Raw genomic sequence first — 13,622 nt, 5'->3', positions numbered from 1 at the left:
TCCGTTTCAAAGGTTGGTCTCCCCTTTCCGAATCCGCGCATCCCCCCCATCCTATGTCCTCCAAATCCCACATCTATGGGATAAAAGGGTTTGATAATTTCAAAAACCCTTTCATTCGGCTTTATTTCTCTTACAATCGTAATTATCTTATCCTCCTTTCTTATTTTTTCTAAATCGATATCTCTTTTAAATGGGGTATTGATACGTTCTCTCTGATTATGGGCAACAATAGTTCCTTTTTCATCTACCAATATAATATAAGCGATATCAGGCTCTTTTGCCGTTTCTTCAACAAGGGTTTGCAACCTATTCCTTCCCCATCCCATCCCCATCATCCCGCTCCTTGTTCCTGCCTCAAAGGCCCTGATCAAAGTGGTTCCTTCCCTTAAAAGATGTCTTTCCATTTGCTGCTTATGCTTGTGGATATTTCTATAAGTACCGAAGGCAAGGACAATGATTAAAACAAGAATAAAACCTAAAATACCTAGGGCTGGTATGTACATACTTTTTCTTACTTTTTTCATACCGACATTTCCATAGTTTTTATAAATTTTAAGTCATTGTAATATAAAAAATTGGGTTTTTAAAGAAGAATTGTGATTCGATTTCATTGGATGTTTAAAATCGGCTTTTATTCTCTTATGTAATTATCGATTCCTTTAACCTCTTTATTTTTAAATGCTTATTGACTTTTACGTATTACTATGTTATAAATAAAAGGTAATTTTCATCATTATCTAAATATTTAAATCTCATGGAACCACCTATTAAAACAAAAGAGATCAAAATCCCAGCTGAGATTAAAAAAAAGTGGCAGAGCATCGTTAATATTATGGCTGAGGTTATTCATGTACCCGCTGTCTTAATTATGAGAGTCAACCCCCCTTATATCGAGGTCTTTCGCTCCAGCAAATCAAAAAATAATCCTTACAAAGTAGGGGATAAAGAACATTTGGCTGGCCTCTATTGTGAGAAGGTAATAAAAACAAGGAAGAAACTGCTGGTTTCAAATGCCTTGAAAGATAAGAATTGGAAAGAGAACCCGGATATTAAATTAGGAATGATTTCTTACTTTGGGTTCCCCTTAATCTGGCCCAATGGCGATACCTTTGGTACTATCTGCGTCCTTGATTTAAAAGAAAATCGTTACAGCAAACTTTACGAGAAGCTCATACTTCAGTCCAAGGATCTTGTGGAAACTCATCTAGGCTTAATCTACAAGAATTCTCAACTGGAGCATTTAATCAACGAGCACAAGAATGCGAACAAGGCCCTAAAAGAATCTGGGGAGAGATTGAAGAAATTTTATGATAATGCCCCTTATGGTTACTGTTCTTTAGATAATAAGGGGATAATCTTAGAAGTAAATAAGACGATTGAAAATATGTTTGACTACAATAAGGATGAACTGATAGGAAAACATATATTGATACTTATGGAAGAAAAGACCAAGAAGCAGTTTGATGATTTTTTCCCTAAATTCAAGAAAAATGGGGTTATCGATAAAGAGCTTCAGTTTGTAAAGAAGGACGGTACAGAAGTCGAGGTTAGTTTTCGTGGTATAGCTGAGCATGATAAGAGTAAGAGAATTCTAAAATATTGGTTTATAATTAGGGATATAAAAGAGAGAAAAAAAGCAAAAGATCAGCTTAACGCCCTTTATAAATTGGGAAAAAAGATTACTTCTACTGTTCCTAAAGAAGACCTCCTCCCTTGGATAGCAGAGCAGGCTACTCAAATCATTGGTGCAGATTTATGTAATTACAGGGTTAGAGAGGGAGACTATCTTATTCGAGGTAGTGGTACGAAAGAAGGGATGGAGATAATGAAAAAGGAGAGAGTAAAGATCGGTGAGAGTGTAAGTGGTTGGATTGCTAAAGAGAAGAAACCTCTTATTATTCCTGATAATTATTTTGATTATCCAATGCTTCTTCCCGAACACAGGGAGATAGCAAAAAAATATGGTTTCAGGTCTGCTCTTGGTGTTCCCATGTGTATTGAAGGAAAAGTAATTGGAGTTATAATTGTGGTGTCAAAAAAGCAAAGGGAATTCACTGAAAAGGATGTAGAGGTCTTATCTGCCTTTGCTGATCAGGCTGCTATTGCTCTTGAGAATGAAAGGCTGTTTAAAGATTTAGAAAAGCTTTTCGGCGATCTTGAAGAGGCTAAGAAGGAATTAGAGGGATGGGGACAGGAGTTAGAGAAGAAAGTTGAAGAGAGAACAAGGGAGCTCAAGGATGTTCAGGCTCAACTGATTCATTCTGAGAGGTTAGCAGCCACAGGACGATTAGCAGCCAGTATTGCCCATGAGATCAATAACCCTCTTCAAGCCATTGATAGCTTTGTCTCTACTGTTATGAAAAATATAGATCAAAAGAGCCAGAATAGAAAGTATCTAAAATTTGCTCTGGAGGGGATCAACAGGATATCCAATATCGTCAAGCAGCTCTTAGCCTTTCATCGCCCTGAAGCAGAAAGAAAAGAGTTATTGGACATAAACACTGTCGTACAAAAAACCCTTTTATTAACAAAGAACCAGCTTTCTCTCAGCAATGTAAAGGTGGTGGAGGAGTTTTCATCTGACCTGCCGAAGGTGATGGTTTCTTCTCAGCAGATGCACCAGGTTTTATTAAATCTCATCTTAAATGCTCAGGATGCGATGCCAGAGGGTGGTGAAATAAGGATTCAGACAGGGGAGGATAATGGGGTGGTCCATATTGATATCAGTGATACAGGTTTAGGCATCCCTGAGGAGATAAGGGACAAGATCTTTGAGCCCTTTTTTAGCACGAAGAAGAGGGAGAAGGGGACGGGATTGGGTTTATCAGTTTCCTACGGGATTATCAAGGCTCATAATGGGGATATTTTGGTTAAGAGCAAAGAGAGGGAAGGAACAACCTTTACCATAAAACTGCCTGTAATTAGTCATTAAGCTTTTTATCTAAGATACACCCTTTCTTAAAATGTTCACTAGCTGTTCATATTTACCAGAATAATCTTTAGAATATCTATGGAATTTATTTCATATAAGGGAATTTTTAAGAAAAGGTAAAAGCTATTATCCCAAGGTCACATCTAAATAAAGCATTACAACAATACCAGCCATTGTGCCTAAGGTGGCCAGCCTCTCATGCCCTTTACGGTGTGTTTCAGGAACAATTTCATCACTTATTACATAGAGCATAGCACCAGCAGCAAATCCCATGGCATAAGGAAGAATGGGCTTCATCGAGTGGGCTGCCCAAGCCCCTATAAGAGCAAGGGGAATTTCAACAAGACCTGCCCGTATTCCAACAAAGGTTGCGTAAAACCGTTTCCCAAGACCAGCACTCAATGAAGAAACAGAAACCGCCAGCCCCTCAGGTATGTTCTGAATCCCTATTGCCATCATCAAAACCAAAGCATCGTTAAGATTTCCAGAGCCAAAACCTACACCTACAGCGAGTCCTTCCGGCATATTATGCAAGGTTATAGCAAAAATGAAAAGCCACACTGCCTTTATTCTTTTTGTTTCTATACCTTCCCTACCAAGAACAAAATGGATATGAGGAATAGTATTATTACCAATCTCCAGCATGAGAACCCCAAGAACTATCCCTATCATTACAGGTATCACTCCCCCATGCTCAATCCCAGGAATAATCAAACTTGTAAAGCTTGCTGTCAACATAATGCCTGCAGCAAATCCCAGAGAGCTGTCTAAAAATTTCTGAGTTACATTTCTAAACAGAAAAATCAGAAATGCTCCTATCATATTTAAAAAGGTAATGATAATGCCTCCCAATAGACCTTGAATAACAGGGTTATCTCCTGCTATCTTTGTAAAAAAGAAAGTCAATACTTCCATACATACTCCTTTTAAAAATTAAAAACAGATCCGATGGACAAATCTTTTTCTTCTATGTGGAGTAAAGTTCATTTGATACTTATAAGATAATTGTATAAAAAAATTCAATGTAAAAAAAGTAAAACTTACATTTCCGAACAGGAAAGACATGAATAATCAAATAACGATTCATTGTCTTAACGCTAAAGTTTTAGATGATATGAGGCTTCTTTGAAACGAGAGTTTTTGGCTTACAATGAAGAACTTAAAGAGAGGGGGGAGAAAAGTTCTAACTATCTAAAACTTTGGCACCAGCTCAATTCCTTCACTCTCATTCCCTGTCATATCAACTGCCGTTAAAATATAGGATTGAGTATCTTTCATGTCCCCTTTCAAAAAGTAAGATTTATCAGTAGTTCTTGATAAGAGGATGTAATCCCCTTTTATGTTTCTTCTATAGATTTTAAAAGAATCAAAATCCTTTATCTCTGGATATCTCCATACCAACAGAAATCCATTTGAGAGTCTCTTAATATCTACGATTTTCGGAGGGGGAGGCGGAGTCGTATCTAAGATGATTTCTGTTTTTAATTCAAGCTGATTATCAAAATCCTTTTTATCCCTTTCTGTAAAACGAATAATAATTTTTGGTTTTATTATGTTATCACCTTTTTTGACTTTGTATATTCCCTTATATATCCCTATTTCTTTTTCTTCCATTGGAACATTTTCAATAATAGACTCAATATCAAACACGATCTTGAGATCGGTTTTCCCTTTAAAATAGACCTTAATGGTCTCTCCTTTTAATTTATATATATCACTATCAGAATCTACCCATCCCTTGTACGTTATACTTGTCCTTTCTGTCTTTGCTGCAGGAATGGTCTTAACCAAATCTCTTGATAAATCTTCAGCTAACCTAATAATATTTTTCTTTCTTAAAACTATTGCTGCCTGGACAGCACCAGTCATTACAGATATGGGATCTAGACCTATCCTAACATTATGATTCTTTTTGATATCATCAACCCTCCACAATATCTCCCCTGTTTTTGTAGAAATCATCTCCATCGATATCCCAAGAGATATCTGTGAATAGAGGAAGGCATAGGTTATGTTAAAATGATTTAAATCCCCATAAATGATTGCATCTGCATTAAGTAACTGTCCCAATTTTTGGGAAGAGATTTTCTTTAAATTAGTATCAGCACTGATCCCATTGATATCCAATATCCTGTCGATGTGATTTAACTCAATATCAAGATAGCCGAGTGGTGAAAAATGACCATAAAAGATTTTTCTAATCGTTTCAGAATCGACTGTAAGAAAATTTTCTTCTTTGTCTTTATGAGAGGCCTTTATCGAATCTATAAAGGGGAGTATTGCAATACTCTTTGGGGATAGCTGATGAAATCTTTCTGAGAGAAAAGCATTTTTAGAGTTTGATTCTTGAACAGGATGAGAAAGTTCATTTTTTGAAATATTTTGGCAAGAGATAAAAACAACAAGGATAACTCCTAAAATTAGAAGCAAGAAAGAGCTTAAAAATGTTTTCATTACTTTCCAGCTATCAAAAAAGATTTTATAGAGAGTAATCGTTCTGATACATTAAATCTTTTTGGCTCATTTTAATTTCTTTATTATCAAAACTCGCTATTAGATTTCCTTGTTTGATTTCTTTCTTCTCAACAAAATCTATATTGTTTATTTTAAATCTCTCTTTTATTCTTAAGATATTTTTTCGCTTAAAACCTCTAAATTCTGAAAGACTTTTTTCTGGAATATAAAAAATAACGCTATTACAAACCTCTCTTTTGTATTTTCTGAAAATCAAATTCATTAAATCATAATCAATTTCTGATTTAACTAGATATTTAAGCGAGGGGTGAAAAGGACCATCAATGATTTTATCGAGCAAACTGAACGATGGATGCAATCCCAATCTGATAACTGGAATATTATTTATCTCCAGATTTAAGAGAATTATTTTGCATAGGCTGATGACCTCATCGAGGTTCATTGGATTATATTTTCTCTCCTTATACAGCTTCTCTAATGGAGTTCCTTTAATAACTAAGGTTGGATATAATCTCACAAAATCAGGTTTCCAATTGATTATCTTTTTAATCGTTGATTTTAAACTTTCAAAAGTGTCACCTGGCAATCCGAGCATAATTTGAATACCTATCTGAAAATGGTTATCACGCAATAGGTTAAATGAATCATAAACAACCCTAGAGCTATAATTTCTCCCTGATATGGCTAAGACAGAATCGTCGAGGGACTGCACACCAATCTCAATTGTTTTTACATATCTCTCTTTTAAAAAAATCAATTTCTTTTGATCTAAAAAATCAGGTCTGGTGGATATACGTACGCTTCCTACACTTCCCCTCTCCACATAACTTTTTGAAATCTCCAGTAGAGATTCTTGATGGGATATATCAAGACCGGTAAAATTGCCGCCGTAAAAAGCGATCTGAATATTTCTTGAGGATATGTTCGGATAATCGGAGAAGATTTTTAAAAGGTATAAATCTATAGTCTTTCTAATCTTTCTATTTGAAATCTTATGCTCAATTCCTGTTATCTTTTTTTGATCACAATAAATACAGTCATTAACACAACCGAGGTGGGGTATGAAGACAGGTATAATTTTAGGTCTCAAAAATTAAAACCTTCTTTCTTGACTTTCCTTAAAACCATTTTTGCAGCATTTTGCTCTGCCTCTTTCTTACTTCTTCCTTTTGCTCTTTCTAAGATCTTTTTATTAATACATATACCAATTTCAAAGGTCTTAGAATGATCTGGTCCATATTCATCAACAACCTTATATACGGGTCGTTTGCCCATTTTTTCCTGAAAAAGCTCTTGAAGCTTACTTTTGTAGTCTCTATCATCAAAAAATTTTGAAGAAATATCAGTATTTTTAAGGAATTTTAAAAAAACGGAGCTTGTTTTTTTATAACCACTATCTAAAAATATTGCTCCAAACAAAGCCTCTAAAGAACTGGCAAGGATTGAATATTTATCCCTTCCATTTGTTCTTTCCTCTCCTTTGCCAAGCAACAAAAACTTTCCCAAATCAATCGTCTGTGCTAAATTAGCTAAGTTAGCCTTGCTAACGAGCCTTGATCTGAATTTAGAAAGCTCACCTTCAGAAAAATTATCAAATTCTCTCAAAGAATATTCACTCACGATGAGCCCAATTACCGCGTCGCCTAAAAATTCAAATTTTTCATAATCTTTGAATTCCTTACTGTTTTCATTGATAAATGAACTATGAGTGAGGGCTTGATTGAGTAAATCTATATTTTTGAATTTATATTTAATCTTTTTCTGAACAATATCAAGATCTTTGATTCTTCTATTTCCTAAAGATACCATATTCATTTTAACCAGAATATTTCCGAAATACTAAACATGCATTCGTTCCCCCAAAGCCAAAGGAGTTAGAAATAGCAATATCAATTTCTTTTTTTCTAGGTTTGTTCGGAACATAGTCAAGGTCACAATCAGGGTCAGGTTTCTCATAATTTATTGTTGGTGGGATCATAGAACGGTTCATAGCAAGTAGGGTGTAAACTGCCTCAACTCCGCCTGCACCTCCCAAAAGATGACCTGTTGCTGATTTTGTTGAACTGATAGGAATTTTATATGCATGTTCTCCAAAAACTTTTTTTATTGCCATGGTTTCAAATTTATCATTCAGAGGAGTAGATGTTCCATGGGCATTTATATAATCTACTTTTTCAGGAGAAATTCCAGCATCACTCAAAGCATTTCTTATACATCTTGCTACTTCTTTTCCTTCCGGTTCTGGCATCGTCAGATGGTAGGCATCTCCTGTCATCCCGTAACCTACGATTTCTCCATAAATCTTAGCTCCCCTTTTTAATGCGAGTTCTAATTCTTCGAGAAGAATCAATCCTGCCCCCTCGCCCATAACAAAACCATCCCTTCCCTCATCAAAGGGACGAGATGCCTTTGTTGGATCCTCATTTCGAGTAGACAAAGCCCTCATAACACAAAAGCCTGCTACAGATAGGGGAGTTAATGCTGATTCTGTACCTCCGGCTATCATACTATCAGCATCTCCTCTCTGGATTATTCGAAAGGCATCACCAATTGAATGAGAACCAGCAGCGCAAGCAGTTGAAACACACGAATTAGGACCCTTAAAACCATGTCTCATTGATACGTGACCAGATGCTAAATTTGAGATGAGCATCGGAATAAAAAATGGTGATACCTTTTTATAACCCTTCTCTAACATGAGGCAGTGATATCTCTCTATAGATGGCAAACCGCCCATCCCTACACCTACTATGACCCCTATTCTTTCTTTGTCATAATGATTCCCTTCAAACTTAGCATCTTTTATCACCATCTCACTACAGGCTAAGGAAAACTGGATGAAGAGGTCCATCTTTTTAATCTCTTTTTTAACAATAAAATCTTCTGGTTGAAAATCGTTTGCTTCTCCAGCTATCTGGGATGGCAATTGAGATGCGTCAAATCTTGTTATTTTCCCAACCCCAGATTTTCCATTAATCAATGCCTCCCAATTCCTTTCAACGCCTACACCTAAAGGACTCACGACCCCTAATCCTGTGACAACTACCCTTCTATCCAGAAAAACCACCTCCTAAAAGTTATATATTATTCGTTATTCCCCTTGATTAATAAGTTTCTTTATATGTTCTATTGCCTCTCCTACTGTAGAGATCTTCTCAGCCTCTTCATCTGGAATTTCTATATCAAACTCTTCCTCGAGGGCCATGACTAACTCTACGGTATCCAGAGAATCTGCTCCTAAATCCTCAATAAAAGAGGCCTCAGAAGTAACCTCATCTCTATCTACACCTAATTGCTCTACAATAATGTCCTTTACTCTCTCCTCAGTTGAAGCCAATTTAACCTCACCTCCCTTTAAAATTATAAATAGTATTACATTAACATTCCACCATTTACATGAATTACCTGACCTGTTATATAGTCAGCATCGTCAGATACTAAAAAATTGACACAATTTGCCACATCATCTGGTGTTCCTAGTCTCGTTAGTGGTATTTGAGTAACCAGCCTGTTTCTTGCTTCTTCAGAAAGGCTCCTTGTCATCTCGGTGTCAATAAAACCAGGGGCAATGGCATTAACCCTTATCCCCCTTGGTGCCAATTCTCTCGCCATGGATTTGGTTAATCCAATAACCCCTGCTTTTGAGGAAGCATAATTAACCTGTCCTACATTCCCCATCACTCCCACTACAGAACTGATATTTACAACATTTCCCGTCTTTTGTTTCATCATATACTTCGCAACGGCCTTTGAACAATTAAAGGTCCCTGTCAGATTTACATTTAACACAAAATCCCAGTCTTCTTTCTTCATTCTTATTAAAAGACTATCTTTTGTGACTCCAGCATTATTAATAAGTATATCTATCCTACCAAATTTATCTATCGCTTGCTTGACCATAGCTTCAACATCAGAAAAAATAGAGACATTCCCCTCAACAGCAATGCTTTCCTTTCCCTGTTCTTCAATCACTTTTGCTGTATCTAAGGCCCCATTTAAATTTATATCTGAAATGACTATATGGGCGCCCTCTTTTGCCAGTTTGATAGCAATTGAGCGACCTATCCCTCTAGCCCCACCAGTTACTAAGGCAACTTTTCCAGAAAGGCCCATACTTATCTCCTCTATTTTTATTATCTATCTAAAGAATTAAGGGTCTTTTCTAAACTTTTTATATCCTCTACATTAAATCCTTGGACATCTTTTGAAATTCTCCTGAGCAAGCCGGTCAAAACTTTACCAGGGCCAACTTCTATAAAAGTATCAATCCCCTCTTCTATAAGTTTTGAGATAGACCTTTCCCACTGCACTGGGTTATATAACTGTTCAACTAATAATTCTTTTATTCTATCCTTTGATGATACTTTCTCTGCATTAACATTGGCAATAATGGAAAAGGATAAGTCTTTGATCTCTATCTTATCAAGCTCAGTTTTTAAACGTTCTGCAGCGGGTTGCATGAGGCTACTATGAAAAGGTCCACTCACAGGAAGGAGAACAGCTTTTATTGCCCCATCTTCCTTGGCAATCCTTACGGCCTCCTCAACCCCTTCTCTTTCACCAGCAATGACAATCTGATTTAGACTATTAAAATTTGCCGGTTGAACAATTTTATCAGATGATACTTTTTGAATGAGCTCATCTACTCTTTCCCTATCAAGTCCAATGATTGCAGCCATAGCTCCCTTTCCTAGAGGAACAGCCTCCTGCATAAATATCCCTCTTTGATGAACAAGTAATACCCCTTCTTCAAAGCTAAGAGCTCCTGCTGAAACCAAGGCCGAGTATTCTCCCAAACTATGGCCAGCTGCTATAATAGGCTTGATACCCCTCTCTCTCAATATCTTGGTTGCAACAATACTATGAATCAATATTGCAGGCTGGGTATTTTTCGTTAATCTCAGAGACTCTTCTGGACCAGAAAAAGAAAGAGAAGTGATATCATAATTTAAGATATGGTTTGCCTTTTGATAAAATTCCTCTACCAAAGGATACTTTTCATAGAAATCCTTTCCCATTCCAATATATTGTGAACCTTGTCCAGGATATAAAAAGGCTATCTTTTCAGTCATGATTGATCATTCTTACAATTCTTTTACATTTTAACTAAAACAGAACCCCATGCAAAACCAGCTCCTAGTCCAACGAGCAGTATAAGGCTACCTTCCTTTAGCAAACCCTCTCTTTTCGCCTCATCCAATGCTATAGGAATAGAGGCAGCTGAAGTATTTCCATATTTTTCGAGGTTAATATATACCTTTTCTTTAGGTAATTTCAATCTTTTTGCAATGGCATCTATAATCCTTTTGTTTGCTTGATGAGTTATCAAGAGGTCTAATTCGGACGATTTATATCCATTAGCATCTAAGGCCTCTTTTGCCACATTAACCATGGATGTTACGGCTATCTTGAATGTCTCATTTCCTTTCATTTTAATATAGTTTAACTTTTTATCTATAACTTCATTGCTTAAAGGTTTACGGCTGCCTCCGCCAGGTACAATCAGATAATCCTTATAGGTACCATCTGAATGAATATGGGTTGACAGAATCCCACTATCTTCACTATCCGATGCCTGGACGACAACGGCTCCAGCCCCATCCCCAAAAAGAACACATGTATTTCTGTCGGTCCAGTCTGTAATTCTACTGAGGACCTCAGAACCAATTACGAGAATATTCTTAAATGTTCCTGCCCTTATATATTGATCTGCTATGGACAATGCGAATATAAAACCCGCACAGGCCGCTGAGATATCTAACGCAGCACCCCGGTTTATACCTAGACTATTTTGAATGTAACATGCTGATGACGGAAGGTAGGTATCAGGGGTTGTGGTTGCTACTAATATTAAATCAATATCATTAGGGGTTATCTTTGCATCTTCAATGGCTTGGATGGCAGCCTTATAACCAAGATCAGAAGTGGCTTCGTCTTCCCCAGCAATTCTTCTCTCGATCACACCTGTTCTTGTTCTAATCCATTCATCTGATGTATTAAGAAGCTTTTCTAAATCAAAATTTGTCAATACTTTCTTCGGCAAATAGGAACCTACACCAACTATCTTTGATCTGATCATAACCTATGAATATCCTTTTTGTATCAATAGAGACTTAGGGTTCTGAATCTTCTTCTTCTTCCTCTTCCTTAGAGGTAAAAGAAAAGGAATCTCTTATCTGCTGCCAGAATTTTGCTTTTCCCACTTTTAAACCATAAATCTCAGAATTGAGTTCTATATCTTCCTGAATATGAAGATTGACCTTATTTATTGAAAATCTTTCAGCGAGTGAAATGGCATTTTTAATAGCCTTAGCATTAGAAGAACCATGACATATGATGCATATGCCATTAACTCCTAAAAGAGGTGCTCCTCCATATTCAGAATAGTCTAAGCTCTTTCTGAAAGATTGAATCCCTGATTTTATTAAAGAATAAGCCAGTTTGCTTTTTAAAGACTGAGAAAATGTATCCTTTAACATATTTCCGAACAATTCGGCGAGACCTTCACATGTCTTTAAGGCCACATTTCCAGTAAAACCATCGCAAACAATTACATCTGAAACACCACTAAAAACCTCTTTACCTTCAACATTTCCTATAAAATTTAACGAACTCCTTTTAAACATCTGAAAAGCCTCTCTTGTACTCTCGTTACCCTTTGAATCTTCTTCACCAATACCTAAAAGTCCCACCCTTGGCCTCGATTTTCCTAATATGTAACGCGCATAAATATTGCCCATTATACCGAATTGAAATAATTGAATGGGTTTACAGTCGACATTTGCTCCTACATCAAGAACAACAGTAGGTCCAGTTGATGTTGGAAAGGTTGTCGCTATTGCTGGCCTGTCCACTCCTTCTAAGCGACGAAGAATCAGGGTGGAAGCAGCTAATGCAGCTCCTGTATTACCCGCACTTACAACGGCATTTGCCTCTCCATTCTTTACTATCTCATTTGCAACCTTTATCGAGCAGTTTTTTTTCTTCCTCAGAGCTACAGAGGGTGCTTCATCCATACCGATTACTTCAGGGGCATGTTTTATAAAAATAGATAAACCTTGGGTATCAAATTTTTTTAATTCTTTTGTTAATATCTCCTCGTCTCCTATCAGTATGACCTTTGTTTTACACTCTCTTGAAGCCATTACTGCCCCTTCTACGATTGCCTCAGGGGCATTATCTCCACCCATTGCATCTACTGCTATTTTCATATATAACTCTTTATTCTAAATAAAAAATATTTCTTTTAGAAAAAAAGGGGTTAAACCTCTTTAACAGCCAAGACCTTCTTGCCCTTATATGTCCCACAGCTTGGACATACCCTGTGAGGTAATTTTATTTCTTGGCATTGAGGGCAAATCGATAAAGAAACTAAGCTTAATTTCTTATGAGTTCTTCTTTTATTTCTTCTTGATTTAGATGTCTTTCGTTTTGGAACCGGCATTTTTCTCCTTTCAATTCTTACGTTTCAGTTTTTTTAAAACCTCTAATCTAGGATTAACATCCTCGAGGGTGCAATCACACTTAGAAATATTAAGGTTCTGCCCACACTTTGGACATAATCCTAAGCAATCAGCTTTACATAAAGATTTCAGCGGAACAGACAAAACGATTTGATCCCTTACAACATCTCGAAGATCTATCTTTTCATCCTTATAGAATAATATGTCTAAATCCTTATGATCGAGCTCCCTCTCCTCTTCTAATAATTCATTTTCTAAAGGAATGTAAGTTGCCTCAAACCCTGTATCTGATGTATAAGTGAAGTTTTCTATGCATCGAGAACAACACATTATCATCTCTGTTAAAAGATGTCCCTTTACATACAAATCTTTACCAAATTTTTTTATTGTTCCCCTTATGGATATAGGTTCTTTTATATTAAAATCTTTTGCTTCAATGTCAAGATTTGAAAAGTCCTCTTTTAAATCAAACTCCAAACCTTGGTCTGGAATATCATAAAAATTTATACATAAATTAGATAATTTTTTCAAGTGAACTCTTCAATAAGTGCCTATACTTAAAGGAGAAATACATCTTTAAGAGGGCAGATTATACATATCCATATATCTATTGTCAAGCGAAATAATCCCCTCTAATTCTCTATGTATTTCCTCTAAATACTTTGTTTATTAGCGAAGATTATGAAGCTAACTTAATTTTAATATTTTATAAAGAATCTATAAGAATACCTTCTCTTAATCCATAGTCACTA

Annotated in this window: 14 protein-coding genes; 1 reads left to right on the top strand and 13 read right to left on the bottom strand. The window is 36.2% G+C overall.

Annotated elements, in window-relative coordinates; all coding sequences use genetic code 11:
* Nucleotides 1-524 (bottom strand): PAS domain-containing sensor histidine kinase (locus tag VMW81_00105; GenBank protein ID HUU49349.1); only part of this gene is annotated, 524 nt, incomplete at its 3' end.
* Between the two features lie 230 nt (nucleotides 525-754).
* Between VMW81_00105 and VMW81_00100 the strand changes: the two genes are divergently transcribed.
* The gene (locus VMW81_00100) at nucleotides 755-2,932 is read left to right on the top strand and encodes an ATP-binding protein (GenBank protein HUU49348.1); all 2,178 of its coding nucleotides are present in this window, start codon (nucleotides 755-757) and stop codon (nucleotides 2,930-2,932) included.
* Nucleotides 2,933-3,058: 126 nt separating this feature from the next.
* Here VMW81_00100 and VMW81_00095 read toward each other — a convergent pair whose 3' ends face one another.
* The 12 genes from VMW81_00095 to VMW81_00040 form a co-directional block, all read right to left on the bottom strand.
* Nucleotides 3,059-3,847: a ZIP family metal transporter gene (locus tag VMW81_00095; GenBank protein ID HUU49347.1), complete on the bottom strand. Its 789-nt coding sequence runs from the start codon at nucleotides 3,845-3,847 to the stop codon at nucleotides 3,059-3,061.
* A 276-nt stretch (nucleotides 3,848-4,123) separates the two neighbouring features.
* Nucleotides 4,124-5,386, bottom strand: coding sequence for a GNA1162 family protein (locus tag VMW81_00090; protein HUU49346.1), 1,263 nt, complete (start codon nucleotides 5,384-5,386; stop codon nucleotides 4,124-4,126).
* Between the two features lie 25 nt (nucleotides 5,387-5,411).
* Nucleotides 5,412-6,497: a radical SAM protein gene (locus VMW81_00085; protein HUU49345.1), complete on the bottom strand. Its 1,086-nt coding sequence runs from the start codon at nucleotides 6,495-6,497 to the stop codon at nucleotides 5,412-5,414.
* Nucleotides 6,494-7,222, bottom strand: coding sequence for a ribonuclease III (gene rnc / locus VMW81_00080; GenBank protein ID HUU49344.1), 729 nt, complete (start codon nucleotides 7,220-7,222; stop codon nucleotides 6,494-6,496). The genes VMW81_00085 and rnc overlap by 4 nt, the downstream gene beginning before the upstream one ends.
* Before the next feature lies 1 nt (nucleotide 7,223).
* Nucleotides 7,224-8,465, bottom strand: coding sequence for a beta-ketoacyl-ACP synthase II (gene fabF / locus VMW81_00075; GenBank protein HUU49343.1), 1,242 nt, complete (start codon nucleotides 8,463-8,465; stop codon nucleotides 7,224-7,226).
* A gap of 33 nt (nucleotides 8,466-8,498) precedes the next feature.
* On the bottom strand, nucleotides 8,499-8,744 hold the full coding sequence (gene acpP, locus VMW81_00070) for an acyl carrier protein (protein HUU49342.1): 246 nt from the start codon (nucleotides 8,742-8,744) through the stop codon (nucleotides 8,499-8,501).
* A gap of 35 nt (nucleotides 8,745-8,779) precedes the next feature.
* A complete protein-coding gene (fabG, locus tag VMW81_00065; GenBank protein ID HUU49341.1) occupies nucleotides 8,780-9,520 on the bottom strand; it encodes a 3-oxoacyl-[acyl-carrier-protein] reductase in 741 nt (246 codons plus the stop codon).
* Nucleotides 9,521-9,540: 20 nt separating this feature from the next.
* On the bottom strand, nucleotides 9,541-10,479 hold the full coding sequence (gene fabD, locus VMW81_00060) for an ACP S-malonyltransferase (GenBank protein ID HUU49340.1): 939 nt from the start codon (nucleotides 10,477-10,479) through the stop codon (nucleotides 9,541-9,543).
* A 23-nt stretch (nucleotides 10,480-10,502) separates the two neighbouring features.
* A complete protein-coding gene (locus VMW81_00055) occupies nucleotides 10,503-11,486 on the bottom strand; it encodes a beta-ketoacyl-ACP synthase III (protein HUU49339.1) in 984 nt (327 codons plus the stop codon).
* A 34-nt stretch (nucleotides 11,487-11,520) separates the two neighbouring features.
* Complete coding sequence (gene plsX, locus VMW81_00050) at nucleotides 11,521-12,618, bottom strand: phosphate acyltransferase PlsX (GenBank protein HUU49338.1); 1,098 nt, start codon at nucleotides 12,616-12,618, stop codon at nucleotides 11,521-11,523.
* A gap of 50 nt (nucleotides 12,619-12,668) precedes the next feature.
* Entirely contained in the window at nucleotides 12,669-12,851 is a 183-nt protein-coding gene (gene rpmF, locus VMW81_00045) for a 50S ribosomal protein L32 (GenBank protein ID HUU49337.1), read from the bottom strand.
* Nucleotides 12,852-12,861: 10 nt separating this feature from the next.
* The gene (locus VMW81_00040) at nucleotides 12,862-13,401 is read right to left on the bottom strand and encodes a DUF177 domain-containing protein (protein HUU49336.1); all 540 of its coding nucleotides are present in this window, start codon (nucleotides 13,399-13,401) and stop codon (nucleotides 12,862-12,864) included.
* Nucleotides 13,402-13,622 lie beyond the last annotated feature (221 nt).

The organism is Nitrospinota bacterium (genome assembly GCA_035528715.1).
GTDB lineage: Bacteria > JADFOP01 > JADFOP01 > DATKYB01 > DATKYB01 > DATKYB01.
The sequence above is the reverse complement of the archived record's forward strand: the minus strand, read 5'-3'. Positions and strand labels throughout refer to the sequence as shown.

Excerpts from the sequence above, each read along its gene's own strand:
- rpmF (HUU49337.1), bottom strand. The coding sequence starts at position 12,851 with ATGCCGGTTCCAAAACGAAAGACATCTAAATCAAGAAGAAATAAAAGA.
- VMW81_00100 (HUU49348.1), top strand. The coding sequence starts at position 755 with ATGGAACCACCTATTAAAACAAAAGAGATCAAAATCCCAGCTGAGATT.
- plsX (HUU49338.1), bottom strand. The coding sequence starts at position 12,618 with ATGAAAATAGCAGTAGATGCAATGGGTGGAGATAATGCCCCTGAGGCA.
- VMW81_00095 (HUU49347.1), bottom strand. The coding sequence starts at position 3,847 with ATGGAAGTATTGACTTTCTTTTTTACAAAGATAGCAGGAGATAACCCT.
- fabG (HUU49341.1), bottom strand. The coding sequence starts at position 9,520 with ATGGGCCTTTCTGGAAAAGTTGCCTTAGTAACTGGTGGGGCTAGAGGG.
- VMW81_00055 (HUU49339.1), bottom strand. The coding sequence starts at position 11,486 with ATGATCAGATCAAAGATAGTTGGTGTAGGTTCCTATTTGCCGAAGAAA.
- VMW81_00090 (HUU49346.1), bottom strand. The coding sequence starts at position 5,386 with ATGAAAACATTTTTAAGCTCTTTCTTGCTTCTAATTTTAGGAGTTATC.
- rnc (HUU49344.1), bottom strand. The coding sequence starts at position 7,222 with ATGAATATGGTATCTTTAGGAAATAGAAGAATCAAAGATCTTGATATT.
- fabD (HUU49340.1), bottom strand. The coding sequence starts at position 10,479 with ATGACTGAAAAGATAGCCTTTTTATATCCTGGACAAGGTTCACAATAT.